Below are 26359 nucleotides of genomic sequence, written 5' to 3' on the forward strand. Positions count from 1 at the left end.
CGCTCCCGTCTCATACCGCCACGACCGTCACGTCCTTCCGGTCGCGCCCCTTCGGCCGGTCGACCAGCGCCTCGACCACCCAGCGGCCGGGGGCCGCTTCCAGCTCCGCCCGGTAGCGGTCGGGCTCGTACTGCCGGAAGACGACCGGCTGCTTCTCACGGATGCGGCCCGAACGCCACATGAACGTCCGCAGATCGCGCTGCGGCAGGTCGTGCCCCAGCAGCTCGATCACGAACGGACGGCCGGCGGCGACCGGGTCGCGCGGGAAGTGCAGGACGATGCCCTCCGTACCGGCCAGCGTGTCGCCGGGCGGGAGCCCTCTGCGGACCGCGAGCATCGTGTCGCGGAGAGCTGGGGCGCTCGCCAGGTCCGCGTGCCGGAAACCCGTCCACAGCATCGGCTCCGTACCGGTCCAGCCCGCGAGTGCCGACGGGCGCGGAACCGTGCCGTCGCCGGGTCCCAGCAGGTCGTCGGCGAGGCGTTCCCCGCCGGGGCCGGCCGGGAGCACGAGGGCCTCGGGGGTCGGGAAGTCGACGCTGCCGAGGCAGTGGACGCCGTACGGGCGAGGCCCCGACCGGCCGTGCCGGTCACAGGCCAGCCGGAACTCCTCCTGGAACGCCAACGCCTGATGCACTGCTTCGCCGGGGAGCCCGGGCACCGGGCGTTGGGTGAGCATCCGCCCGCGTGTTCCTCCCTCGATCCGTACGGAACGGAAGAGCGGCAGCATCTCGGCGACCGCCGGCAGGTTGAGCGCCCACTCGCGCAGCGCCTCGTTGAGCCGGGCGGCCACGTCCCCGTGAGGGCCCGCCCCGCCGTGAACCGCCTGGCCGGCCAGCAGACGGGCGGCCTGGACCAGCCCCTGCTGCGGCGTGCCGAGGGTGATCAGGGTCCGTGCCGTTTCCCGGCCGTCCTCGCACTCCAGGTAGTGCCGCCCGACCAGACCGCCCGTCCCATGGCAGACCAGGATGACCCGCGGCTCGTCCGGCCGGTCCGGGTGGTGGGCGTCGGCCTCCGCCCGCCACCGGTCCAGTTCGCGCGCCACCCGCTCCTTCAGCTGCCGGGCCGCCAGCCGGTGGGAGAGCCGCCAGTCGTATCCGAACGGCACGAACTGCGCGTCGAGCGGATCGCCGAGAGCGGAGCGGAGGTCCGGATACCCGAGGCAGGACAGCAGCCCGGGGACGGAATCCGGCGCCTGGAGCAGCCCTCCGGCGTCCAGGCGGTGAGGGGCCTCGGGCAGCGCGTCACCCAGTCCCGGCGGGAGGGCCACCTCGGTGAGCGCCGAGGCGGCCGATTCGAGCAGCCGTTCACTGCACCGCGCCCAGACGTCCTGGCCGTCCCGGCTCAGCCGGGTGCCGAGGAACCCCGGAACGAAGACCACCAGATCGTGTTCCATTCACTCTCCCCCTGTCCGGGTGCCGAGGAACGCGTGCGGCAGCCGGATCAGATCGCACCGGTCCTCGCCCTGCAGCGCCATCACCAGCCCTTCCGTGTCCGTCGCGGTCGCGACGGCGTGCACTGCGTAACCCCTGCCGGTGATCCCCGTGCCGTCCAGCCACCGCTGAGACCAGAGGTCCCATGGGCGGGACACCGATTCCCGCGTGCAGACCAGCAGCACCGGCTGCTCCACCGGCCCGGCGAACACCAGGGTCGTGACGTCGGGGAAGACACCCGGCAGCCGTTCCGGGGGGTGAGGACTCCCCTCGCCGTAGCAGTTCTTGACGTACACGCTCCCGTGGTCCGCCCAGGCCAGCAGGGGCATGGAGACGTCGTCCTCGTCGTCGTAGAGCTCCCCCAGCGCGAGGCACGACGGGTTGGCGGTGAGCAGGACACGCTGATCGGCGCCCTGCACGCCCTCGGTCCACACCCGCAGTTGGTCGCTCAGATCACCGGCCGTCCAGTACGAACCGTCGCGCAGAACCCTCGCGTCGATCCCGCAGAATCCCCGGTCGGTCCGGATCACGGGCAGCGCGGCGCCGACGGACGAGAGGTCTGCCGGGATCTCGTGGCGCACCAGCCGCCGGCCGTCCGCGACGCTCAGCCGCAGCGCGGCGCCGTCCGGGGCTCCGACGAGGCTCAGCGAGCGTGCGGGAGAGCCCGCGTCGCCGCCGAGGGGGATGTCCCGGTGGGTGACCACCGCCAGGCTGTCGTCGAGGCGCCACAGCCGCACGGACCGGCCCGCAGCCGCAGCCACGGTCCAGCCGCCCGCCGTCCGGAGCGCGTCCACGGCGGTCACGATCCGCCCGTCGTGCCCGAGCTCCTCGGCGGGGAGCGAGGCCGGGTCCTCCTGCCGCGGGCGGGAGACCCGCACCCGGTCGTGCCACGCCCGGCACAGCAGGGGCGGCCCGTCCGGGGCGCCGGTGAGGGAGAGGACCGGGCGCTCGTTGCTCGGCCGCCTCCGGCTTCCGTAGCCGGACTCCAGCGCGGTCGCGACGTCCACCACGCGGATGTACGGGCCGTCGGCGATCGCGAGCAGCCCCTGACCGTGCGGCTCGAACGCCATGGCGCCCTCCCGGGGGGCGTCGAGCGCGACGGTGGCCTGACGGCCCGTCCGCTCGACGGACCAGATCCGCACGGCGACTTCCTCGTATCCGGCGAGCAGCAGCTCGTCGCCGTGCCGTCCGAAGACCAGACCGCGCGTGTTCGACGGGTGCGTCGCCACGGCGTGCAGGACCGGTTCGCCGCCGGGCGCGACCTCGCAGCGCAGGATGTGCACGGCGGTGCCGTCGGCCAGGGCGAAGCAGCCCTCCCGGTCGGAGACCGGGAACGCCGCGGCCGCCATGGCCGGCGCGGCCGGCCTCACCCCGACGTCGGCGGCGCACGTCCGCAGGGCGGCCCCCCGATGCCGGGAGAGGACCACTTCGAGCAGCTCCACCCGCTCCGCGCCCGCGGCCAGGACGAACATCCGCATGCCCAGGACGAGGACCGCCAGCTGGCGGACGTCCGCGCTGCGGACCTGCGTCAGCCGGGTGTCCAGCTGGCTGCCGCCGTGCCAGAACCACACCCACAACCGGTCGCCGTCGGCCGCCAGGGCGACGCACTCGCCCCCCAGTTCGGCCGCGGACAGCGCGCGCACGCTGCCTCCCCACCGGTACTCCTGGCGTGGCGTCCTGGCTCCCGCGTGCCAGAAGTACACGGACTGGTCGTCCCGGGCGACGGTGGCCCAGCGGGTGCCGGAGCCCACCTCGTGCACCTCGCTCAGCGGGCGTCCGCGTCCGCCGCCGCTCCGGGGCAGCCGCCGCGTCAGCAGCCGGGCATCCGACTCCGGATGCAGGACCTGGATCTCCCCCAGCCCGCCCGCGGTCAGGGTGTCCGCCCGGGGAGCCCCGGCCGGTCCGGTGCCGGCGCGCCAGCTCAGGGCCCGGGCGCCGCCGGTGGGCGCCACCCGGCGCCACTCCGAAGGGTCGGGCGGTACGTCGGTCCAGTACTCCTCCCAGGGGAGGAAACCGGCCTCGCGGCGCAGCGTCCGGTACGTCCCGTCACGGTGGCTGACGAACGCCGTGGAGCGGAGCAGCGCTTTCCGCTCCAGCAGCACCGACTCGGACACCCGGCCGGACGTCCGGGGAAACGCGCCCGCGACCCGGCCGTACAACGCGGCGCCGTCACACTCCCGTGCCAGGCCCGCCGCGAGCGGCAGCATGACGTCCGGGTCGGTGCGCAGCAGGAAGTCCACGTCCTCGAACAGCTCGCGCAGCGCCTCGGGGCCCACCTGGGCGGCGTGGGCGCCCAGGTACTCGAGGGTGTACTCGTCGGCCTCGCCCCAGTCACCGCCGGCGGTGGCGCGCAGCGCGTCGAGCACCCGGCGGTGTGCCTCGCGTGTGGTCAGCCCGGCGTCGGAGAGGAAGAAGGCGCCGAAGCTCGGGTGGGCCAGCTGGTACCGGGTCCGCCCGCTCGTGTGCCGGCCGTCCCGCTGGGCGGCAACGATGCCACCGCCCGCGCTCCGGCACACCTCCCGCACGTCCCGCGCGGTGAGTTCCGGGGTACCGGGCTCGCGCAGTGCGTCGGCCAGGGTCAGCCAGGCGGCGTCCTGCGCCAGCCCTGGGCCCTGGGCCACCGCGAGCGCCCGCAGCACCTCATGGGCCCGTCGTGCCCCGGGCTGCCCGCCGAGGTGGGCCGTCTCCTCCGTCAGACGGGTCCGCAGGTCCGTGCCGCCGTCGCGCAGCCATGCGGTCAGCTCCGTCTCGGCGGCGACCGTGGTCCGCCGGGCAAGGCCGGTCGCGACCAGACGGGCCACCAGGAACGAGCCGTGACTTTGCTGCGCGACGGTCTCCGCCGTCCACTCCCGGTCCTCCTGGCGCGCCTCGCCCCGGTAGGGGGAGCCCTCCGTGTCCAGGACCGACCGCACCATGCCGGCGATGCTCTCGCGGGCCTCCGCGTCGTCCCCCAGGACCAAGGGCTCGACGCTGAGCTCGAGGGCGTCCAGCAGCGACTCCTGGCCCGCGGGTGCCGTGGTGCGGCGACGGGGCTGGGCACGCGTGGCGACGATCACCCGGACACCGAGCGTCTTCGCCAGCGGGCCGAGGACGTGCCGGGCGATCGCGTGCGCCTGGTCGGGGAGGGCCTCGTCGAGTCCGTCGAAAAGGAGGTTCACCGAGCCCGCCTGGCCGACCAGTTGCTCGAAGGCGTCCGTGAACCGCTCCGAGCCCACCGGCTCCTCCGGCAGCGGCGGCGCTCCGTCGATCGCCGACAGGACCTCCCGCAGCTGAACCGCGAGCGAGTGGGCGGACTGTCCCTGGCAACTCAGCGCCGCGTGAACGGTCCCCGTCCGGGGGAGTGTCGCCGGGTCGAGACCGGGACCGAGGGCCGCCCGCCAGCCGGGCAGCGAGGTAAGGGCCAGACGGCCGAGCAGCGCGGTCTTCCCCGTGCCCGCCAGACCCGTCACCGCGAGCATGCCCTGGGGATGGGTGTCCATCCAGCGCACGATCCGGCTCAGGGCGTCCCGCCGTCCCGCGAAGTGCCGGTGCAGGTGGCTGTCGTCCTCGAGGCCGAACTGCTCGGCCTCGATCCAGGGCTTCCGCCGGGTCAGCGCGGCCGGCATGTAGATGCGCCGGTCGGACCGCTGGTGATACGGGTTGTCGAGGAAGCTGTTGGGCAGCGCCCGGATCTCCCGGCAGTCCGGCCGCTGCGCCTGTTCGTCCAGCCCGTCGTCCGCGGCGCGTGCGTCCACCGCCTGGCAGAGGTACGGCAACGGCAGATACAGCGCCTGCGGCTCGAACGGGCGGGACGCGTCGTCCGCCGTGAAATCCGGCTTGGCCAGCGCCTCCTCCAGCCACGTCACCCACCGGCCGGCCGGCACCTGGGCGTCCGCCCCCGAGGTGCCGATGACGGCGAAGCCCTTCCTCCTGCTCTCCCACGCCCGGTCCACCGCGGGGTCGCGCTGCAGCTCCACGGCATGGCGCACCGCCTCGGTCAGCGAGTTGTAGCTCTGCGAGGAGCAGGCGTCGACGATCAGCAGGGTGTCCGCCTCGAACTCCGGACGCAGCAGGAAGCCCACCAGTTCGAGCAGCGGAACGGCCTTGCCCGGGTCGAACTCCCCCGACTCCCAGGAATCGGCGCAGGCGAGGAAGTAGCCCTCGTCGCGGCGCTGGACGCCGTGCCCCGTCCAGTAGAGGATCTTCTGCTCGGCGCCGTCGGTCAGGAACTCCTCCAGCCCGGCCCACAGCTCCTGCCGGGTCGCTCCTCGCCGGTCGGCGCGCAGCGTGGTCCGGAACCCGAGTCGTTCACGCACCGTACGGGTGAACCGGTCCCGCACCTCGGCGAGCTGCGGCCGGTTCAGCCGCTGCCGCTCCGCCGGGTCCGGATGCGCGTACTCCGGTACAGCGACCGTGCCCACCAGGCGGGAGAAGCGGTCCTTGGTCTTCCGTAACGCCGGCCGGCCTTGCGTGCTGCTCCGTACCATCAGCTTCTACAGCACCCCCCGTGAGTGTCCACCACAGCCTGTTTACCAGTGGAGTTGGCGATGCGTGACAGATTCACCGTGGTTGGCCGGACGACGAACTGTCACCTGTTCGAGGGTGACGGGGTCCAGGCCGTCGACGAGGACAACGTCCACATCAAGTACACGCCGGAGAGGGTGCAGTTCCCGGAGGAGATCGCGGGATGGCGGCGTGCGATCGAGGCGGAGGAGGAGCGCAAGGAGGCCGCCGGTCTGCCGCACCGGTGGAACAACGCGCGGTTCGCGGTCGAGCGGGTCGTGGTGACCCGGACGCACCTCGCCGAGGTCCCCGTGATCTCCCTCGCCCTGCGGGACGCCGACTACTTCGACTTCCTCACCACCTCACTCAACCTGGACCGCAGGCAGAAGAACGGCCTCACACTGCGCGAGCAGTACCTCGAGGGCAGCGACCCGGTCGACGCGCCGTCCTGGATGAACTGCAGCTTCGGCGTCAACGTGGCCCTGGAGACCGGCAAGGACGGCAAGATGCTGTTCTCCCGGCGCAGCGCACAGGTCGCCGGACCGAACAGCGCGCGCTGGAACTCCTCGGCCAACGAGGGACTCGCCCGCCAGCACGACCTGCCCGCGGACGGAAGTCCGGTCAGTCTCCACGCGGTCGCACGTCGTGCCCTCCTCGAGGAGCTCGCCGTGTACGACGGGGACGCGACCGACATCGAACTGCTCGGGCTGGGGCTCGACGTCGTCAACCACCAGTGGGCGGCGTTCTTCCGCGCGGTGGCGCCCGAACTCGACGAGCCGACGCTGCGCCTGCGGTGGACCCGCGGAGTCACCGACAAGTGGGAACACGACCGCTTCGAGTTCGTGGACGCGGATCCGGAATCGGTCCTCGGTTTCATCGCGGACGAACCGGAGGAGCGGTGGACCCCGTGCGCACCGACGCTCTTCTACCTCGCCCTGGTACGGGGCGCCGTCCGGCGCGCGAACGGTGACCCGGCGGCCCGGTTCCTCGTGGAACAGGCGGAACAGAAGGTCATGAGGGACCGCGGTCTGTGAAAAGGGGGCGGCGAGGCGCTGCCTCGCCGCCCCACGACGACATGGCCGTGGTCACGACCCGGCGGGCGCCTTGCCGTTGGCGAACGTCCGCAGGATGCGCCCCAGATGGTCAGGGGCGGCCGCGAGGCGGATCTGCCTGTCCCCGTCGTCCAGTTCGGCGATGTCCCAGCCCTTCGGCACATCGCCGTCGCCGCCGCGGGGACGGCGGACCGTCCTGACGGTGAGCCGCTCCACCGGGACCGGGCGTGCCGCGAACCGGCCCGGGCCCGGGTGGGGTGTGACGGCGGGCCCGTCAGGGCCGAGGACGACGTGGGTGCCGAAGCCGTTGGGGCTGTAGTCGGTGGACTCCAGGAAACGGGCGGGCAGGAAGACGTCCTCGTCGCCGGGGGCCGTGTCCGTCGGCGACGCGAGGTCCGTGCCGGGCGTACGGACACGGGTCGCGTGCCAGGCCCGGACGAGAAGGGCGAGCGAGGCCAGTGATCCCAGGCCGGCCCAGACGACGTCCCCGGCGGTGTCCGGCACCAGGGTCGGATGCCGGTAGCAGTACGGCAGTGCCCACACGGCCGTGCCGACGAGGGCGCCGGCGAACGGGGCCGGGGACGGCAGGATCTCGTCGGCGGGAAGGCGGCGTCCGCGACGGCGCTGCACGATCACGGCGGCCGGCATGCCGGCCGCCAGCACGCACAGCGCCGCGACCACGGTGACCTCACCGGCGGCGGGGAAGTGCTCGCGCCACACGTGCTCGTCACCGATGACCTCCCGCACCTGACCGCGCCAGACGGTGAGTTCCACACGGTCGCCCGCCTCGAACCCCTGGGCCCCCTCCCTCGACACCGCCAGCCGGTCGATCGGCCGGCCGTCGGCGAAGTACAGGTAACTGCTCCCCCTGCCCTTCTCCACCTCGGTGCGCGCGATCACCGCTGAGAGGGTCGTCAGGCAGTCGCGGTCAATCCCGGAGCTCTCCGCCGCGCACGGGACGGCCGACGTCCACGCCGGCCCGGTCTCCGCCACCACCGGGACGAACCACGCGGCCGGCGCGGCGCCCGCGAGGAAGAGGGCGCACAGGACGGCCGCGGGACCGACACCACGCCCGGCCGTGCTCGGGGTGATCACGGCCAGATGGTCCGACTCGGGTGTGCCGTGCCGTCGGTGCAGCGCGCGCAGCGCCTCCACGGTGTCGTAGAAGACGGCCCGGCCCTCGGAGGACGGGCTCACCGGCAGGGGCAGGCGCCAGACGGGACCACCGCGCGTCACGACCTCGACGCGGTGGATGTCGCTGTGACGCCCGCGCTGCACGTACACCCGCACGTCCGCGATGTCCTCCCACCGGGCGCTGCGGCGGCGCAGCGGCGTGCGGTACGACAGTCCGTCCGCGCCGGCGTGCACGCGGACGACGGCGGCGTACCCGCCCCCGATCCCCAGCGGCATGAGAAGGAGACCCGTGAGCACCCACCCGTCGGGGGGCCCGCCCGTGATCACGAGGCGGGCCGCGACCAGGATCAGCCCGGCCGCACCGGCGCCGACGAAGAACCACGGAAGCCGCTTCGACCGGGTACGGCACGTCACTTCAGGCACGCTGCTCATGCGGGGAGCGTGCCATCGCCTCACTTACGCGGGCTTGTCCGGACCACGGCAGTGTTCCTGCGCGTGATGTTGCCGGGTCGGCACACCCCGCTAGGCGGACTCGGGCCGCCGCGCGTAGCCGTCCGGGGCCGGCTGCTGCGCGTCCTCGGCCCAGAGGAACTCGTCGTCGCCGAAGTCCGGAGCCTGGAAGGGCTGGGTCGTCGGACGGGGCGAGCCGGTGGAGCTGTGCGTCTGCCCTTCCGGGGCCGAGAACAGCGATGTGGAGTCGATGAGAGGTCTGCCTTTCCTTGCAGGCCGCTGGGAGGGCCTGGCGTGCCCTGAACGGGCACGGCGGTTCTAGAGCTTGGTCATCTTGGGGTACGGGCTCAGGATCCGCATCTGCGCCGAGCCGAAGTCCACGAGCGCCGCGACTCCGTCCTCGATGCCGACCACCCGGCCGAGGCCGTACACGTCGTGGGTGACCTGATCACCGGTGTCGAAGTGCTTGGGGGCCGGTGCGACCGGGGCCTTGAAGGGGCTGGTGGGCAGATGACGCTTCGGCGCCGAGGGCTTGGTCATGGCTCAGTATGCGCCTTTGTGCGCCGTGCCCGCTGTGTCCATGGGCACAGACATGGACGGCAGCGGCCGCTTCATGCCGCTGACCTGGGGAGGCGCGGATGCGGGCCCCCTCCGTACATGTGACGGGGGTCACGCTCCGCGGGCCGGGGCGGACCACGTCGAAGGGCCCCACCGCGAACGGTGGGGCCCTTCGACATCGTGCCCGGTGAGGCACTGGCGGAGGATACGAGATTCGAACTCGTGAGGGGTTGCCCCCAACACGCTTTCCAAGCGTGCGCCCTAGGCCTCTAGGCGAATCCTCCGCCGGAAACATTACATGACCGAGAGGAGTGCTCGCGAACTCGTTCCCGCCCCGCCGGATGAGGTAGCCTCTGCGTAGCCCCTCACGCGGCGCTATCTGACTGAACTCCCCCAGGGCCGGAAGGCAGCAAGGGTAGGTTGGCTCTGGCGGGTGCGTGGGGGGCGCTTGCGTTGCCCGGCGGGCCGGTCCGGTTGTCGGTGCGCGCCTATAACCTCGTAGACGTGTCGTCTCTCGCGCTGTACCGCCGCTACCGACCCGAGTCCTTCGCCGAGGTCATCGGGCAGGAGCATGTCACCGACCCGCTGCAGCAGGCGCTGCGGAACAACCGGGTCAATCACGCGTACCTGTTCAGCGGACCCCGCGGCTGCGGCAAGACGACCAGTGCGCGGATCCTCGCGCGGTGCCTGAACTGCGAGCAGGGTCCGACCCCGACGCCGTGCGGTGAGTGCCAGTCCTGCCGCGACCTCGCGCGCAACGGGCCCGGTTCGATCGACGTCATCGAGATCGACGCCGCGTCCCACGGCGGTGTGGACGACGCCCGTGATCTACGGGAGAAGGCGTTCTTCGGGCCCGCGTCCAGCCGGTACAAGATCTACATCATCGACGAGGCCCACATGGTCACGTCGGCCGGCTTCAACGCGCTGCTCAAGGTCGTCGAGGAGCCTCCGGAGCATCTGAAGTTCATCTTCGCGACCACCGAGCCCGAGAAGGTCATCGGCACCATCCGGTCGCGCACGCACCACTACCCGTTCCGGCTGGTGCCGCCCGGCACGCTCCGCGAGTACCTCGGCGAGGTGTGCGAGAAGGAAGGCATCGCCGTCGAGGAGGGTGTGCTGCCGCTGGTGGTGCGCGCCGGCGCCGGCTCCGTGCGTGACTCCATGTCCGTCATGGACCAGCTGCTCGCCGGCGCCGGGGAGGAGGGCGTGACCTATGCCATGGCCACCTCCCTGCTCGGTTACACGGACGGCTCGCTGCTCGACTCCGTCGTCGAGGCGTTCGCCACCGGTGACGGCGCCGCCGCCTTCGAGGTCGTCGACCGGGTCATCGAGGGCGGCAACGACCCGCGCCGCTTCGTCGCCGACCTGCTGGAGCGGCTGCGTGACCTCGTCATCCTGGCTGCCGTCCCCGACGCCGCCGACAAGGGCCTCATCGACGCCCCCGCCGACGTCCTCGAGCGCATGCAGGCGCAGGCGGGCACGTTCGGGCCCGCAGAGCTCGGCCGCGCCGCCGACATCGTCAACGAGGGCCTCACCGAGATGCGCGGCGCCACCTCGCCCCGGCTCCAGCTGGAGCTGATCTGCGCGCGCGTGCTGCTGCCCGCCGCGTACGGCGACGAGCGCTCGCTGATGGCCCGGCTCGACCGCATCGAGCGCGGGGCGCAGTTCTCCGCGGGCGGTGCGGCCACCGGCGGGCCCGCCATGGGGTACGTCCCCGGTCCGGGGGCCCAGCACGGAGCGGCCGCTGCGGCTCCGAATGTCGAGCCCGGCGGTGGTCCCGCCGCGGCCCGCGCCGCCGTACGGGCGCCGGGGCAGCCGACGCCCGCCCCCACCCCTCCGCCGGCCCCGACCGAGGCACAGGCGCCGACTCAGCCCCCCGCCGCCGCCCCCCAGACGCCCCCGGCCGCCGCCGCACCGGCGCCCGCCACCCCCGCCCCCGGCGCCTGGCCCACCGCCACCCCCGCGGGCGGAGGCGGCGCGGGCGCGGGCCGGCGACCCGGCGGCTGGCCCACGGCCGCCCCCGCGGGCGGCGGCGCGAGCCGGGCCCAGTCGCCGCAGCCCACCGCCCCGGCGGCCCCCGCGGCCCCGTCCGCACCCCCGGCTCCCGCCACACCCTCCGCGCCCCCCGGCGGCGGAGGCGGCGGCCTCGACCCCCGCATGCTCTGGCCGAACATCCTGGAGACGGTCAAGAACCGCCGCCGCTTCACCTGGATCCTGCTCAGCCAGAACGCCCAGGTGACCGGCTTCGACGGCACGACGCTCCAGCTCGGGTTCGTGAACGCGGGCGCCCGCGACAACTTCCTCAGCAGCGGCAGCGAGGACGTGCTGCGTCAGGCGCTGGCCGAGCAGTTCAACGTGCAGTGGAAGATCGAGGCGGTCGTCGACCCGTCCGGCGGTGGCGGTCCGGCCGCGTCCGGTCCCGCGGGCGGCCCGTCCGGCGGCCGCAGCGGTGGAGGCACCGGCTACGGAGCACCGAGCGGCGGTGGTCACGGGGCACCCGGCGGTGGCCCCGGTGACACCCGACGTCCCCCGACCCCTCAGGCGTCGGCCCCCGCGGCTCCGTCCCCGGCGCCCTCGGCGCCCGCCCCGGCGGCCCCCTCCCGGCCCGCCGCCCCGGAGCCGCCCCCTCCGGTCTCGCCCGAGGACGACATCCCGGAGGACGACGACCCCGACCTCGACGAGTCCGCCCTCTCCGGGAAGGAGCTCCTGGTCCGCGAGCTGGGCGCGACGGTCGTGGAGGAGATCACGAACGAGTAGTAACGAGTAGTACAGGGAGCACGACGGGCGGGGACTCCGCCGCCCGGATCCCCGTTCCGGCAACGCCCTGACCGGCTCGTTCGGAGGAACGCACAACGGCGCCCTCCCCGCCCGTTCGGAAGCCCGCACAAAGGGCGCCCGCCGTCTGCCGTTAGGCTGGCCCCCGTGAAGGTCCTCGTCATCGGCAGCGGCGCCCGCGAACACGCCCTGTGCCACTCCCTGTCCCTCGACCCCGATGTCACCGCGCTGCACTGCGCGCCCGGCAACGCCGGCATCGCCGAGGTCGCCGAGCTGCACCAGGTCGACGCCCTCGACGGCGCCGCCGTGTCCGGGCTGGCCGTGCGGCTGGGCGCGGACCTCGTGGTGGTCGGCCCCGAGGCGCCCCTGGTCGCCGGGGTCGCCGACGCCGTGCGCGAGGCGGGCATCCCCGTCTTCGGCCCCTCCAAGGAGGCCGCGCGGCTCGAGGGCTCCAAGGCCTTCGCGAAGGACGTGATGGCGGCCGCCGGCGTGCCCACCGCCCGCTCCTACGTCTGCACCACCCCGGACGAGGTCGACGCAGCCCTCAAGGCCTTCGGCGCCCCGTACGTCGTGAAGGACGACGGGCTCGCGGCCGGCAAGGGCGTCGTCGTGACCGACGACCTCGAGGCCGCCCGCGCGCACGCCGCCGGGTGTCTGGGGGCCCCTCCCGCGCCGTCCGGGCAGCGGGGGAGTGTCGTCGTCGAGGAGTACCTCGACGGCCCCGAGGTCTCCCTCTTCGCGATCACCGACGGCGAGACCGTCGTGCCCCTCCAGCCCGCCCAGGACTTCAAGCGCGCGCTGGACGGCGACGAGGGCCCGAACACCGGCGGCATGGGGGCGTACTCCCCCCTGCCGTGGGCCGATCCCAAGCTGGTCGACGAGGTCGTCCAGACCGTGCTGCAGCCGACCGTGGACGAGATGCGCCGCCGTGGCACGCCGTTCTCCGGTCTGCTCTACGCCGGTCTGGCGATCACCTCGCGCGGTGTGCGCGTGATCGAGTTCAACGCCCGGTTCGGCGACCCCGAGACCCAGGTGGTGCTGGCCCGGCTGAAGACCCCGCTGGCCGGGCTGCTGACGGCCGCCGCCACCGGCACCCTCGCCCACCTGGAGCCGGTCCGCTGGAGCGACGACGCCGCGGTCACCGTGGTCGTCGCCTCGCACAACTACCCCGGTACCCCGCGCACCGGTGACCCCATCGCCGGCCTCGACGAGGTCGCCGCCCAGGACGCCCCGCACGCGTACGTCCTGCACGCCGGGACCCGGCTCGAGGGCGACACGGTCGTCAGCGCGGGCGGGCGCGTGCTGTCCGTGACGGCGACCGGCAAGGACCTCACCGAGGCCCGCGACCGCGCCTACCGTGCCGTGTCCCGCATCCGCCTCGACGGTTCACAGCACCGCACGGACATCGCGCGGAAGGCGGCGGAAGGCGCGTAGGCGCACACGCGACGCCCCCGGTCGGCACAGGCCCCGGATCCCTCCAGGATCCGGGGCCTGACCTTTGCCGTCCGTCGACCACCTCTCCCCAAAGCCATTCCATCGAGTGAGCGATGTGCCATCCGGCTGACGGGGGCCGGGGCCCCAACTAGGGTGCCGCGCAAGCGTTCCGGCACTTGGCCCATCGGCATTGCGATGTCGGTGGCGGGTGCCACAGTGGGGGCATGGGCAAGCCAGGACTGCGTCAGGCGCCGGGAGGGGGTGAGGGCGGGCCATGGGCATGAGCGGTGCGGAAAGGGAGCAGGGCGCCCCGGGCGCCAGGGCCCGGGCGCTGGCCGTGCTGCGCGTCCGCAGCCGGGCGCTGGCCGTCGCGCTGCTGCCCGCCGCCGCCGCGGTGATCCTCCTGGCCGGCGGGTCCACCGGCCATCTGACCGGCTCCGGCTGGGACCTGGCCCGCCGGATCGTCACGCCCCTCGCCGTGCTGGTGCTGCTGCTGGCCGCCGGTGTCGCCCTGGTCGTCGCGCGCGCCCGGCCCGCCGTCACCCCCACCGTGCCGATCGCCGAGGAGGCCGCCCCGGACCTGTACCGGATGGTGCGTGACCTCGCCGACCGCCTCGGCGTCCCCGCGCCCTCCGCGATAGCGCTCACCCCGGACTGCGACAGCTGGCTGGAGGACCGTACGCATCCGGCGCACGCGCCCCCGCCGTCCGAGGAGGACGACGACGTGGCCCACGCCGGCCGGTCGTCCCGCCGCGCGCCCGCCGCCCCCGTGCTGGTCATCGGCTCGCCGTTCCTGTGGTGGATGCGGGTGGCCGAGCTGCGTGCCCTGCTCGCCCCGGTCGTCGCCGGCACGGGGCCGTCGGCCCACCCGGACATAGCCGCCGCCCGGCGCTTCGTCCGGGGCCTGGACGCGGCGGTCGCCGTGACGTCGGTGCCGGACCGCGGGCCGGTGCCCCGCGCGGTGCTCGCCGGGGTCGGCTGGGTGGCCCGCCTGCTGCTGCGCGGCAGCCGGGTGCACGCCGCCGAGATGGAGCGCGGGGTCGCCGCCGCCGCGGCCGAGCGCGCCAAGGCCGTGGACTACGGGCTGCGGATCGTCGCCCAGGAGCAGGTCGGACTCGCCTACGCGGGCTGGGACAGGCTGCTGACCCGGGTGGCGCTGCCCGCCTGGCGGATGGGCCGCTGGCCGGCCCGGCTCAACGCGGGCGTGGTCGCCGCCCTCACCGAGCTGTCCCGCCGGGACCGGCTGGCCGAGGGGTTCGCCTCCCGGCTCGGGGAGCGCCCCGCCTGCGACCTCCTCGAGGAGCCCGGCGCGGTCGACGAGGCCACCTCCCTGCTCGCCGCCCGCCTCTTCCACGGCGGTCCGGCGGAGACCGGCCCCGGCTGGACGCCGGTCCACTGGGGGGACTACCCGGAGGAGGTCGCGGGCCGCAAGTGGCGCACCGACGCCGCCCGCCTGCACCGGATACTCGACGGCCTGCGCGTACCGCCCGCGCACGAGGAGCCGTCGGCTCCCGACGGCCCCACCCTCGCCCGCGTCCTGACCCATCTGACCGCCGCGCCCGGCCTGCCGCCGGCGCCCGTCCCGGCCGTCGCCCCCGACGAGGACGACCTGGCAGGCGGCACCGCCCACGGCGCCGCCCTCGCCGTGTGCCTCACGGCCGAGCTGGCCCGTGAGGAGGCCGCCGCGGCCGCCGCACCCGCCGGTCCTCAGGGCGCCGCGGCGCCCGATCCCGACCCCCTCCGCGACGACCGCGCGCTCCCCCTCTTCCCCCTCCAGCCGCCCCGTACCGGACGGGAGCTGCTCGCCGACCACATCACCGCGATGGTCTGCTGCGCGGCGATGGACACCGTGGGCGCCGTCCCCGGTCTCGACTGGCTCGACGGACCCACCCTCCTCGTCGGCGGCGCCCGCGCCACGGACCTCCCGCCCCAGGTGCTGACCCTCATCGAGGACGGCGACCCCTCGGGCCTCAGAAACTGGCTCACCCGGCAGGGCATACGCCCGGAGAAGCCCGTACGCCTCGTCTGAGCCGCGCCCCGGCCGCCCCGCCCGGAGCGTGCTCCTCCACTTGAGCGCACGCACGACGAACGGTGACGACACCCGTGCGGGATGTGATGTGCTGGGGCCGTTCACGCCCAGGGGAGGGGGAAACGGCATGCGACGACCGGAGCGAGTCCGGCAGGAAGCGCCGGGGTCACCGGCATCCGACGGCGGCGACCCCTTCGCACCCGTCACCTTCCCCTGGCCGACCCCCTCGCCCACCGACGCCGACGGTCGCATCGAAGGCTTCGCCTCCCCCTCCGCGGTCGCCCCCGGCGACTCCGTCGGCCTCCACGTCACCGTCGACCCGCCCCGCCCGTTCCGCGTCACGGTCCACCGCATCGGCCACTACGGCGGCCGGGGCGCCACCGAGACCGCCACCAGCCCCCGTCTCCACGGCACGGCGCAGCTCCCGCCGCTCACCGCCGGACGCACCGTCTCCTGCCACCACTGGTGGCTGTCCTGGCGGCTGCCGGTCCCGACGTCCTGGAGCGCCGGCGCGTACGTCGCCGTGCTGGCCACGGAGGACGGCCGGCACCACGCGCACGTCCCGTTCACCGTGCGCGACGACCGCCCGGCGGACCTGCTGCTGGTGCTTCCGGACCTCACCTGGCAGGCGTACAACCCGTACCCGGCGGCGGACGGCGGCACCGGCGCGAGCCTCGCCCCCGTCCACGACGAGCACGAGGCGGCCGACCCGGTCACGACCGTCACCTTCGACCGGCCGTACGCGGGCGACGGGCTCCCGCCGCACGCCGGGCACGCCTACGACGTGATCCGCTGGGCCGAGCGCTACGGCTACGACCTCGCCTACGCCACCGCCCGCGACCTGCACGCCGGCCGCGTCGACCCGGCCCGCCACCGGGGCCTGGTCTTCCCGGGCCCGGACGAGTACTGGACCGCGCAGATGCGCACGGCCGTGGAGCGCGCCCGCGAGCACGGCACCTCGCTGGTGTTCCTCTCCGCCCGCACCCTGCACCGGCAGGTCGAGCTGGCACCCGCCCCGTCCGGCCCCGACCGCCTGCTGACCTGCGGCAGACGCAGGGGCCGGTCCGGGCCCGCGCTGTGGCGGGAGAGCGACCGCGCGGAGCAGTCGCTGCTCGGCATCCAGTACGCAGGTCCCGTGCCGGGACCGCGCCCGCTGATCGTCCGCAACGCCGGCCACTGGCTCTGGGAGGGCACCGGCGCGCAGGAGGGCGACGCCCTCGACGGCCTGGTCGCGGGCGGGGCCGACCGCTACTACCCGCGCACCCCGCTGCCCGCCCACGACGAGCGGATCCTGCTCGCGCACTCCCCGTACGGCGACCGGCAGGGCGCCCGGCGCCACCAGGAGACGTCCCTGTACCGCGCGCCGTCCGGGGCGTGGGTGTTCGCCTCGGGCACGCTCGCCTGGCCGCCGGCGCTGGACCGGCCGGGGCACGCCGACCCTCGCGTCCAGCGGGCCACCGCCAACCTGCTCGACCGCATCTGCAAACGCGACTGACGGGGTGCGCGGGACCGTGCCCGTCGAACCCGCCCGCACCACCCCGACCGCCGTCCCGTCCGCACATACGGGAGAATCGACGTACCGTCCGGCCCTCTCCCGCCACCGCCCTCCGGGAGCGTGCGCGGGAGCCGGGAGCGCTGCGGGCGTCCCTTCTGTTCAACCACGCGGAGGAACCGTGTCCGGATTCGTCGACAAGCCCGAGCCGATCCAGGTTCCGGGCCTGGTGCATCTGCACACCGGCAAGGTGCGCGAGCTGTACCGGAACGAGGCGGGCGACCTCGTGATGGTCGCCAGCGACCGCATCTCCGCCTACGACTGGGTGCTGCCCACCGAGATCCCGGACAAGGGCCGGGTGCTCACCCAGCTCTCCCTGTGGTGGTTCGACCAGCTCGCCGACCTGCTCCCCAACCATGTGCTGAGCACCGACCTCCCCGAGGGCGCCCCCGCCGACTGGGCGGGCCGCACGCTGGTGTGCAAGTCGCTGAACATGGTCCCGGTGGAGTGCGTGGCCCGCGGCTACCTCACCGGGTCGGGGCTCGTCGAGTACAATGAGAGCCGGACGGTCTGCGGGCTGGCCCTCCCGCACGGCCTGGTCGACGGCTCCGAGCTGCCCGCCCCGATCTTCACCCCGGCCACCAAGGCCGCCGTCGGCGAGCACGACGAGAACGTCTCCTACGAGGAGGTCGCCCGCCAGGTCGGCGCGGAGACCGCCGCCCAGCTGCGCCAGGCGACGCTCGCCGCCTACTCCCGCGCCCGCGACATCGCCCGCGACCGGGGCATCATCCTCGCGGACACCAAGTTCGAGTTCGGGTACGACGGGGACAGCCTGGTCATCGCTGACGAGGTGCTCACCCCGGACTCGTCCCGCTTCTGGCCGGCCGACCAGTGGGAGCCCGGGCGCGCGCAGCCGTCGTACGACAAGCAGTTCGTCCGGGACTGGCTGACCTCGGCCGAGTCGGGCTGGGACCGCAAGAGCGAGCAGCCTCCGCCGCCGCTGCCGCAGCAGGTCGTGGACGCCACCCGGGCGAAGTACGTGGAGGCGTACGAGCGCCTGACGGGCATCACCTGGAGCTGACCGCACGGCCCGGGGCCGGGGGCACGCCTCCGGCCCCGGGAATCCTGCGGCGGCACACACGACGAAAGCCCCGGTCATCGACCGGGGCTTTCGTCCTCTGAGCGAACGACGAGGTTCGAACTCGCGACCTCAACCTTGGCAAGGTTGCGCTCTACCAACTGAGCTACGTTCGCCTGCTGCGCCGTGGCGCGAGCACCACTATACCCAACCGCGTTCGCGGGCGAGACGCACCGCGGTGTGGCGGTTCTCCGCGCCGAGCTTCGAGACGGCGGAGGAGAGATAGTTCCGCACGGTGCCCTGGGACAGCCGGGCTCGCTCCGCGATCTCCGCCACGGGGGCCCCGTCCGCCGCCAGCTCCAGCACCTCCGCCTCCCTCGCGGTCAGCGGGGAGTCGCCCGCGGCGATCGCGTCGGCGGCCAACTCGGGGTCGACGTAGCGGTTTCCCGCGTGCACGGTGCGGATGATCTCGGCGAGCCGCTGGGCGCTGACGGTCTTGGGGACGAACCCCCGCACGCCCGCGGCGAGCGCCCGCTTCAGATGCCCCGGGCGTCCGTGCCCGGTCACGATCAGCACCTGGCAGTCCGGCAGCTCCGTCCGCAGGGTTGTGGCGACCTTCACACCGTCCGCGCCGGGCATCTGGAGGTCCAGCACGGCGACGTCCGGGGCGTGCGCCCGCGCCATCGCCAGGGCCTCGGGGCCGGACGCGGCCTCGGCGACCACCAGCAGGTCGTCCTCCAGGGACAGCAGGGCGGCCAGCGCCCCGCGGATCAGATGCTCGTCGTCGGCGAGCAGCAGCCGCACCACACCGGTCACGACGCGACCTCCAGCGCGGGACGCGCGGTCAGCGGGACCTCCGCGACGAGCCGGAACTCGCCGTCCCCGGCCTCCCCGGCGTCGAGCGTGCCGCCCACGGCGGACAGCCGCTCCCGCAGCCCGGCCAGCCCCGTCCCGCCCGTACGGGACGACCCGTGCGGGGCGGTCGCCCCGTCGTTCCGTACCGTCAGCACCACACGCCCCTCCGGCCTGAGCACCGTGACGGTGCACTTCTTCGCGTCCCCGTGCCGCAGCACGTTGGTGGTGGCCTCCCGCACCACCCAGCCCAGCGCGGACTGCACCTCGGCGGGCAGCCCGTCGGTCTCGCCGCTGACCTCGCAGTCGATCCCGGCCGCGCGCAGCACGCCACGGGCGCCGTGGAGTTCGGCCTCCAGGTCGGCCCGGCGGTAGCCGCGCACCACCTCGCGCACCTCCCGCTGGGACTCCTGGGCGATGCGCTGCACCTCGATCATCTGCTCGACCGCCTCGGGCCGCTCACGCCGTGCGAGCTGGACGGCCAGCTCGCTCTTCAGCGCGATCACCGCGAGGTTCCTGCCCATCACGTCGTGCAGGTCGCGGCCGAAGCGCAGCCGCTCCTCGGCGACCGCGAGCCGGGCCCGGGTCTCGCGCGCCTCGTCGAGGACGTAGACGGTGTTGAGCAGCCAGATGGAGAAGGCGGAAGTGGCGGCGAAGAAGCCGCTCGCGGCCGTCACGAACGCGGACGTGCCCAGCGCGGCGAGGGCGGGCATGCCGGCCGCCCGGGCGACCAGGCCGGCGCCCGCCCCGAACCCGGTGACGAGCAGGACGACGCGCCGCCGGTCCTTGAGACCGAGAGCCGTCAGGCCGACGCCGTAGCAGAGCGTGGCGCCGAAGACCGAGCCCAGGACGGTGCCGGTGTCCTCCCCGGGCCCGCCGGGGCCGTGCCGGCCCAGGACGACGGCCGCCGTCGCGACCAGGGCGGTCGCGGCGCCGAGCGCCCACAGCAGCCGCAGCGGCTGGGCACGCCGGCCGACCGTCCAGTCCAGGGCGCGGGACGCGGTCACCATGGCCAGCGCGACGTGCGCCGCGACCGGCACCATCACGAGCAGCGCGGCACGCGCCTCCAGGTGCCCGAAGGCGGTCACCCCGATCACCGTCGGCTCGGACAGCGCGATGAAGTGGAACGACCACCGCGTGTACGTCTCCACCTTGGCGGGTGTGCTCTTGCGCCTCCACCAGCCGCCCGGGCCGCCCATCCACCGCTCCTGTCCGTAACCGATGTCCTGCCGCCGCACCCGTCACCGCGGTGCGCGCGGCCGCCCCTGACCCTGCCTGCGCCTCAGCGCCGCGGCTCCCAGCGGAACCGCCGCCGTACAGCAAACACCGCGAGGACGGTCCAGGCCAGGGCGATCGTGAGGGCACGGAGGGACTCGCCCGCCGTGAGGTCGCCGGTCCAGCCGCCGCGCACCAGACTGACGACCGGGGTCAGCGGCAGCAGTTCGCAGACGGACGCCAGACGGTCCGGGAACAGCTCCAGCGGGACGAACATTCCGCTACCCAGCATCGACACGATCAGCAGCGGCATGGGGGTGACCTGGGCGCTTTCGCCGGTGCGCGTCCAGCTCGCGGTGAAGGCGGCGAGCGTCGCGCTGATCACGAGGCCCAGCAGCAGGCCGAGGACGGCCAGGTGGGGCGCGGAGGGCGCGGACAGGTCGAGCAGCACGGTGCAGCCCGTGATCAGCAGCAGGCACTGCACCAGCCCGGTGAGGACGGCCGGCAGCGCGGACCCGGCGAGGATCTCCGCGTCCCGCAGCTCGCCCGTCCGCAGCCGCTTCAGCACCAGCTCCTCACGCCGGACGACGTAGACGCCGACGAGCGAGGAGTACACGGCGAACAGCAGCGAGAAGCCGACGGCGGCGGGCAGGACGAGCTCACCGGGGGTGAGCCCGGCTTCCGCGAGGTCCATCTCCTCGGCGGCGGAGCGCACGCTGAGCGGCAGGACCAGCGGCACGAACAGCGCGGCGAAGAGGGTGCCCTTGCTGCGTCCCAGCAGGGTCAGTTCGGCCCGGGCCAGGGACATCATCCGGCCGGCCGGGGTGGTCGTGGTGGTGCTCATGCCGCGTACTCCTCGGTGGTCGCGCCGTGCGGCGCGGGGGCCGAGGCGTCCTTGGCGATGGTGAGGAAGGCCTCCTCCAGTGAGGCCGAGCGCACGTCGAGCCGGCGCAGCTCCACGCCCGCGTCCCGCGCCCACACCAGCAGCTCGGTGGCCGAGCGCTGCAGGTCGCGGGTGCGCAGCCGGACGGTGCGGCCGTCCACGGTGTGGTCGCCCACGCCCATCGGGCCGAGCGGCGGGAGGTCGCCCAGGTGGTAGCCGTCGGGCAGGTCGAAGGTGATCCGGGACGGCTCGGTCGCGGTGACCTCGGCCGGGGTGCCGGTGACGGCGATCCGCCCGTCGTGCATGATCGCGAGCCGGTCGGCGAGGTTCTCGGCCTCCTCCAGGTAGTGCGTGGTGAGCAGCACGGTGGTGCCGGCGTCGCGCAGGGCGCTCACCAACTCCCAGGTGTCGTGGCGGCCTTCGGCGTCGAGTCCGGTGGTCGGCTCGTCGAGGAACAGCACCTCGGGGTCGCCGAGCAGCGCCAGCGCCAGGTCGAGGCGGCGGCGCTGGCCGCCGGACAGCTGCTTGACCCGGACGTCCGTCCTGGACGCGAGGCCCACCAGCGCGAGCACCTCCCGCTCGGGGCGGGCGCCGCTGACACAGCCCGCCCACATGCGGGCGGTCTCGGCGACGGTCAGCTCGGAGGGGAAGCCGCCCTCCTGGAGCATCACACCGGTGCGGTGCCGCACGGCGGCGCGCTCGGTGTAGGGGTCGTGGCCGAGGACCCGGACCTGTCCGCCGGCCGGCGGGGCCAGTCCTTCGAGGAGTTCGACGGTGGAGGTCTTGCCGGCGCCGTTGGTGCCCAGCAGGGCGAAGATCTCCCCGCGTCGCACGGTGAAGTCGATCCCGCGCACCGCTTCGAACCCGCCCCCGTAGACGCGTCGCAGCCCTGTGACCTCGATCACGTGCTCAAGTCCGTTCGTTTCCATGCCTCGAGCATCGCGGGGGGCGGAAGGACCCGGCAGTGCGCGGTGTCATCAGCGGACATGACAAATGTCAGACGGCCGTGCGGAGAGGGCGTCTTGAGACGAGCACACGAAAAGACCCCGGTCCGAGGGACCGGGGTCTTCATCCCGAGCGGACGACGAGGCTCGAACTCGCGACCTCAACCTTGGCAAGGTTGCGCTCTACCAACTGAGCTACGTCCGCATTGCCTCCGACCGGCTCTCACCAATCGGCGCGGGCACCAGCTTACCTGATCCACAAGCGTGGTCGGTGAGGCGGTGCAGAGCGGGTGACAGGAATTGCACACTGCGCCTTCCCCCTGGAAGGGGGATGTTCTACTACTGAACTACACCCGCATGTCCTCGGACCGGGCCTTTCGGCCTCGCCCCTCGGCGTGCTCCAGACTTTAGCTGATCAGCAGGGGGGCTGCGCAAGTCGGTTGCCCGGAGCGCCCGGTGACCGGCCGTCGGCGGCGTCACCCGCCCGGGGCCGGCTCCGTACGCGGGTGCGGTTCCGGGCGGGAGCCGGGCGCGGTTCAGCGGGCCGCGGCGAACGCCTCGTAGACCTTCTTGGGGATGCGGCCGCGGGCCGGGACGTCCATCCGGTTCGCCTGTGCCCAGGCGCGCACGGCCGCCGGGTCCGGGGCGACCTCGGTCTGCCGGTAGGCCTTGCCGGAGCGGGCGCGCTTGCGGCCGGCGTCCACGTAGGGCTCGAGCGCCTCGCGCAGTTTCCTGGCATTGGCTTCGTTCAGGTCGATCTCGTACGACGTGCCGTCGATCCCGAAGGCGATCGTTTCCGCCGCTTCCGAGCCGTCGATGTCGTCGAAGAGAGTGACCACGACCTTCTGCGCCACGAATATCGGTCCCTTCGTGCGGCACCTCTTCCGTCCGGCCGTCCGTGACGACGTGCCGGTACGGTCGCCGAGATGTCGGCTGTCCGCCTGTAATCGGGCAAAGTATCTGCTAATGACAATTCATTTGTACAGTGCCCGGCAATGCAATGGGAAGCCCGACTAAATCTGCCCGCGTGTCCTCGCGCAATAGCGATGTGCGAGAGATCGCGGATCTTTCCCGGATCTTTTCCAGCAGGCCTCCTCGCGATGCCGAATCGTGACGGCGCTCACGTAGATTCCTACAAATCTACTCGCGTAGAAATTTTGTGCGGGTAGTCTGAAGGAACTTGCTCAGCACCACACACCGGGAGTGCCAGTGGCACGCGTCGTAGTCGACGTCATGCTCAAGCCGGAGATCCTCGACCCCCAGGGCCAGGCGGTGCAGCGCGCACTGCCGCGTCTGGGTTTCGAAGGGATCTCGGACGTCCGTCAGGGAAAGCGATTCGAACTGGAAGTTGACGGGCCGGTCGACGAGGCCGCGCTCGCCCGTATCCACGATCTTGCGGAATCCTTCCTCGCCAACACCGTGATCGAGGACTTCACCGTCCGCGTCGAGGAAGTCGCGGAGGCGGTCAAGTGACCGCTCGTATTGGCGTCGTCACTTTCCCGGGCAGCCTCGACGACCGGGACACCCAGCGCGCGATCCGCGTCGCCGGCGCCGAACCCGTCGCCCTCTGGCACAAGGACAAGGACCTCAAGCAGGTCGACGCCGTGGTGCTCTGCGGCGGTTTCAGTTACGGCGACTATCTGCGCGCCGGCGCCATCGCGCGCTTCTCGCCGGTCATGGACACCGTCATCGACCAGGCCAAGGCCGGTCTGCCGGTGCTCGGCATCTGCAACGGCTTCCAGATCCTCACCGAGGCGCACCTGCTCCCCGGCGGCATGCTGGGCAACGACCACCTGCACTTCATCTGCCGCGACCAGAAGCTGCGGGTGGAGAACGCGGACACCGCCTGGACCACGGACTACGAGGCCGGCCAGGAGATCCACATCCCGCTGAAGAACATGGACGGCCGCTACGTCGCCGACCGGTACACGCTGGACAAGCTGGAGGCCGAGGGGCGGGTCGCGTTCCGCTACCTCGACGTCAACCCGAACGGCTCGCTCAACGACATCGCCGGCATCACCAACGAGGCCGGGAACGTCGTCGGCCTGATGCCGCATCCCGAGCACGCCGTCGAGTCGCTGATCGGTACGGGCCGTACCGACGGCCTGCCCTTCTTCACGTCGATCCTCAAGAAGCTGGTCAACGCATGAGCAAGACGCCCTCCCGTCTCCCACCGCCGCCCGACACCGAGGCCCTTCGGGCCGCCCCTTCCCGTCTGGACACGGTCGAGCACGCGGCCGCGACCCCCGACGTCGAGCTGCCCTGGGCCGAGCTGGGCCTGAAGAAGGACGAGTACGAGCGGGTCGTGGAGATCCTCGGCCGCCGCCCGACCGGCGCCGAGCTCGCCATGTACTCCGTGATGTGGTCCGAGCACTGCTCGTACAAGTCCTCCAAGGTGCACCTGCGCCAGTTCGGCGAGAAGGCCCCCGAGTCCGACGCGCTGCTCGTCGGCATCGGCGAGAACGCGGGCGTCGTGGACGTCGGCCAGGGCTACGCCGTCACCTTCAAGGTCGAGTCGCACAACCACCCGTCGTACGTCGAGCCCTACCAGGGCGCGGCCACCGGCGTCGGCGGCATCGTGCGCGACATCATCGCGATGGGCGCCCGCCCGGTCGCCGTCGTGGACCCGCTGCGCTTCGGCGCGGCCGACCACCCCGACACCAAGCGCGTCCTGCCCGGCGTCGTCGCCGGCATCGGCGGCTACGGCAACTGCCTGGGCCTGCCCAACATCGGCGGCGAGGTCGTCTTCGACGCCTGCTACCAGGGCAACCCGCTGGTCAACGCCGGCGCCATCGGCGTCATGCGGCACGAGGACATCCACCTGGCCAAGGCGTCCGGCGCCGGCAACAAGGTCATCCTCTACGGGGCCCGCACCGGCGGCGACGGCATCGGCGGCGCCTCCATCCTCGCCTCCGAGACCTTCGACGACGCCAAGCCGTCGAAGCGCCCCGCGGTGCAGGTCGGCGACCCCTTCCAGGAGAAGCTCCTCATCGAGTGCACCCTGGAGGCGTTCGCCGAGAAGCTGGTCGTCGGCATCCAGGACCTCGGCGCCGCCGGGCTGTCCTGCGCGACCTCCGAGCTGGCCTCCAACGGCTCCGGCGGCATGCGCGTCACCCTCGACGACGTCCCGCTGCGCGACTCCACGCTCTCGCCCGAGGAGATCCTCATGAGCGAGTCGCAGGAGCGCATGTGCGCGGTCGTGGAGCCCGACAAGGTCGACCGGTTCCTCGAGATCTGCGACAAGTGGGACGTCATCGCCACCGTCATCGGCGAGGTGACCGACGGCGACCGTCTGGAGATCTTCTGGCACGGCGAGAAGATCGTCGACGTGGACCCGCGCACGGTCGCCCACGAGGGCCCGACCTACGAGCGCCCCTACGCCCGCCCGTCCTGGCAGGACGAGCTCCAGGCGGACGACGCGAACAAGCTGCCCCGGCCGGAGAGCGGCGAGGAGCTGAAGGACCAGGTCCTCAAGCTGGTCGCCTCGCCCAACCAGGCCTCCAAGCAGTGGATCACCCAGCAGTACGACCACTTCGTGCAGGGCAACACCGTCCTCGCCCAGCCCGAGGACTCCGGCATGATCCGCATCGACGAGGCGTCCGGCCTCGGCGTCGCGATCGCCACCGACGGCAACGGCCGGTACGCCAAGCTCGACCCCTACACGGGCGCGCAGCTGGCCCTCGCGGAGGCCTACCGCAACGTGGCGACGACCGGCGCCAAGCCGCTCGCCGTCTCCGACTGCCTGAACTTCGGCTCGCCCGAGGACCCGGCGGTCATGTGGCAGTTCGCGGAGGCCGTGCGCGGCTTGGCGGACGGCTGCCGGCAGCTCGGCACGCCGGTGACCGGCGGCAACGTCTCGCTCTACAACCAGACGGGCGAGGCGGCCATCCACCCGACGCCGGTGGTCGCCGTCCTCGGCGTGATCGACGACGTGGCCCGCCGCACCCCGGTCGCCTTCCAGGAGGAGGGCCAGCTGCTGTACCTCCTCGGCGACACCCGCGAGGAGTTCGGCGGCTCTGCCTGGTCCCAGGTCATCCACGACCACCTCGGCGGCCTGCCCCCGAAGGTCGACCTGGAGCGTGAGCGGCTGCTCGGCGAGATCCTGATCGCCGCCTCCCGCGACGGCATGATCGACTCCGCGCACGACCTGTCGGACGGCGGTCTGATCCAGGCCGTGGTCGAGTCGGCGCTGCTGGGTGGCAAGGGCGCGCGTCTGGTCGTCCCTGACGGGCTGGACGCGTTCACCTTCCTGTTCTCCGAGTCGGCCGGCCGCGCGATCGTCGCCGTGCCCCGCTCGGAGGAGGTCCGCTTCAACGACATGTGCGGTGCGCGCGGCCTGCCGGCCACCCGCATCGGTGTCGTCGACGGCGACACGGTCGAGGTCCAGGGCGAGTTCTCCCTCTCCCTGGCCGACCTGCGCGAGGCCCACGAGGGGACGATCCCGGCGCTGCTGGCCTGAGCCTCGGCATCCCTTCCCCGCGAAGCCCCCGCCGTTCCCGGCGGGGGCTTCGTCGTGTCCGGCCGCCGGTTCCGGTCCGGTCGTCCACAGGT

18 protein-coding genes, 4 tRNA genes and 1 other RNA gene are annotated in these 26359 nt (G+C 73.4%); 10 read left to right on the top strand and 13 right to left on the bottom strand.

Annotated elements, in window-relative coordinates:
* Positions 1 to 10 precede the first annotated feature (10 nt).
* A complete protein-coding gene (locus tag ELQ39_RS32415) occupies positions 11 to 1393 on the bottom strand; it encodes an esterase/lipase family protein (RefSeq protein WP_277994691.1) in 1383 nt (460 codons plus the stop codon).
* Positions 1394 to 5896 (bottom strand): AAA family ATPase, encoded by a 4503-nt coding sequence (locus ELQ39_RS16765; RefSeq protein ID WP_242592530.1) that lies wholly within the window; start codon positions 5894 to 5896, stop codon positions 1394 to 1396.
* Between the two features lie 60 nt (positions 5897 to 5956).
* Between ELQ39_RS16765 and ELQ39_RS16770 the strand changes: the two genes are divergently transcribed.
* Complete coding sequence (locus ELQ39_RS16770) at positions 5957 to 6946, top strand: translation initiation factor 2 (RefSeq protein ID WP_242592531.1); 990 nt, start codon at positions 5957 to 5959, stop codon at positions 6944 to 6946.
* Positions 6947 to 6997: 51 nt separating this feature from the next.
* On the opposite strand, the gene ELQ39_RS16775 is transcribed toward ELQ39_RS16770, so the two are convergent.
* From ELQ39_RS16775 to ELQ39_RS16785, 3 genes are all read right to left on the bottom strand, one after another.
* Complete coding sequence (locus tag ELQ39_RS16775; protein ID WP_242592532.1) at positions 6998 to 8530, bottom strand: PH domain-containing protein; 1533 nt, start codon at positions 8528 to 8530, stop codon at positions 6998 to 7000.
* A gap of 336 nt (positions 8531 to 8866) precedes the next feature.
* Complete coding sequence (locus ELQ39_RS16780) at positions 8867 to 9088, bottom strand: hypothetical protein (protein ID WP_093553428.1); 222 nt, start codon at positions 9086 to 9088, stop codon at positions 8867 to 8869.
* Between the two features lie 214 nt (positions 9089 to 9302).
* Positions 9303 to 9390 (bottom strand) — tRNA-Ser (locus ELQ39_RS16785).
* A 72-nt stretch (positions 9391 to 9462) separates the two neighbouring features.
* On the opposite strand from ELQ39_RS16785, the gene ffs reads away from it, so the two are divergent.
* From ffs to ELQ39_RS16815, 6 genes are all read left to right on the top strand, one after another.
* Positions 9463 to 9561: signal recognition particle sRNA small type (gene ffs / locus ELQ39_RS16790), an RNA gene on the top strand.
* A gap of 49 nt (positions 9562 to 9610) precedes the next feature.
* Positions 9611 to 11863, top strand: coding sequence for a DNA polymerase III subunit gamma and tau (locus ELQ39_RS16795; protein WP_242592534.1), 2253 nt, complete (start codon positions 9611 to 9613; stop codon positions 11861 to 11863).
* A gap of 165 nt (positions 11864 to 12028) precedes the next feature.
* Positions 12029 to 13315, top strand: coding sequence for a phosphoribosylamine--glycine ligase (purD, locus tag ELQ39_RS16800; protein WP_242592535.1), 1287 nt, complete (start codon positions 12029 to 12031; stop codon positions 13313 to 13315).
* A gap of 274 nt (positions 13316 to 13589) precedes the next feature.
* On the top strand, positions 13590 to 15344 hold the full coding sequence (locus ELQ39_RS16805; RefSeq protein ID WP_242592536.1) for a hypothetical protein: 1755 nt from the start codon (positions 13590 to 13592) through the stop codon (positions 15342 to 15344).
* Positions 15345 to 15471: 127 nt separating this feature from the next.
* Complete coding sequence (locus tag ELQ39_RS16810) at positions 15472 to 16839, top strand: N,N-dimethylformamidase beta subunit family domain-containing protein (protein WP_242592537.1); 1368 nt, start codon at positions 15472 to 15474, stop codon at positions 16837 to 16839.
* A 178-nt stretch (positions 16840 to 17017) separates the two neighbouring features.
* Positions 17018 to 17917, top strand: coding sequence for a phosphoribosylaminoimidazolesuccinocarboxamide synthase (locus ELQ39_RS16815; protein WP_242592538.1), 900 nt, complete (start codon positions 17018 to 17020; stop codon positions 17915 to 17917).
* 100 nt (positions 17918 to 18017) lie between these two features.
* Here the strand turns inward: ELQ39_RS16815 and ELQ39_RS16820 are convergent.
* The 8 genes from ELQ39_RS16820 to ELQ39_RS16855 all read right to left on the bottom strand — a co-directional run bounded on the left by ELQ39_RS16820 (position 18018) and on the right by ELQ39_RS16855 (position 22662).
* A tRNA-Gly gene (locus tag ELQ39_RS16820) sits at positions 18018 to 18090 on the bottom strand.
* Between the two features lie 25 nt (positions 18091 to 18115).
* The gene (locus ELQ39_RS16825; RefSeq protein ID WP_190004565.1) at positions 18116 to 18721 is read right to left on the bottom strand and encodes a response regulator; all 606 of its coding nucleotides are present in this window, start codon (positions 18719 to 18721) and stop codon (positions 18116 to 18118) included.
* Positions 18722 to 18726: 5 nt separating this feature from the next.
* Positions 18727 to 19965: a sensor histidine kinase gene (locus ELQ39_RS16830; RefSeq protein WP_225628861.1), complete on the bottom strand. Its 1239-nt coding sequence runs from the start codon at positions 19963 to 19965 to the stop codon at positions 18727 to 18729.
* Between the two features lie 83 nt (positions 19966 to 20048).
* Positions 20049 to 20825, bottom strand: a complete 777-nt coding sequence (locus ELQ39_RS16835; RefSeq protein ID WP_242592539.1) for an ABC transporter permease — start codon at positions 20823 to 20825, stop codon at positions 20049 to 20051.
* Positions 20822 to 21793, bottom strand: coding sequence for an ATP-binding cassette domain-containing protein (locus ELQ39_RS16840; RefSeq protein WP_190004517.1), 972 nt, complete (start codon positions 21791 to 21793; stop codon positions 20822 to 20824). The genes ELQ39_RS16835 and ELQ39_RS16840 overlap by 4 nt, the downstream gene beginning before the upstream one ends.
* A gap of 147 nt (positions 21794 to 21940) precedes the next feature.
* A tRNA-Gly gene (locus ELQ39_RS16845) sits at positions 21941 to 22013 on the bottom strand.
* 80 nt (positions 22014 to 22093) lie between these two features.
* Positions 22094 to 22165, bottom strand: a tRNA-Gly gene (locus ELQ39_RS16850).
* Positions 22166 to 22344: 179 nt separating this feature from the next.
* Positions 22345 to 22662 (bottom strand): histone-like nucleoid-structuring protein Lsr2, encoded by a 318-nt coding sequence (locus ELQ39_RS16855; RefSeq protein WP_093768546.1) that lies wholly within the window; start codon positions 22660 to 22662, stop codon positions 22345 to 22347.
* Between the two features lie 355 nt (positions 22663 to 23017).
* Here ELQ39_RS16855 and purS point away from each other — a divergent pair, with 355 nt between their 5' ends.
* The 3 genes from purS to purL are packed head-to-tail and all read left to right on the top strand — an operon-like array spanning position 23018 to position 26267.
* Positions 23018 to 23281, top strand: coding sequence for a phosphoribosylformylglycinamidine synthase subunit PurS (gene purS / locus ELQ39_RS16860; protein WP_010045045.1), 264 nt, complete (start codon positions 23018 to 23020; stop codon positions 23279 to 23281).
* Positions 23278 to 23958, top strand: a complete 681-nt coding sequence (purQ, locus tag ELQ39_RS16865; protein ID WP_190004518.1) for a phosphoribosylformylglycinamidine synthase subunit PurQ — start codon at positions 23278 to 23280, stop codon at positions 23956 to 23958. The genes purS and purQ overlap by 4 nt, the downstream gene beginning before the upstream one ends.
* Positions 23955 to 26267, top strand: a complete 2313-nt coding sequence (purL, locus tag ELQ39_RS16870) for a phosphoribosylformylglycinamidine synthase subunit PurL (protein WP_242592540.1) — start codon at positions 23955 to 23957, stop codon at positions 26265 to 26267. The genes purQ and purL overlap by 4 nt, the downstream gene beginning before the upstream one ends.
* Positions 26268 to 26359: the final 92 nt, after the last annotated feature.

Origin of the sequence: Streptomyces sp. GB4-14 (assembly GCF_022696125.1) — a bacterium.
Classification (GTDB): domain Bacteria; phylum Actinomycetota; class Actinomycetes; order Streptomycetales; family Streptomycetaceae; genus Streptomyces; species Streptomyces werraensis.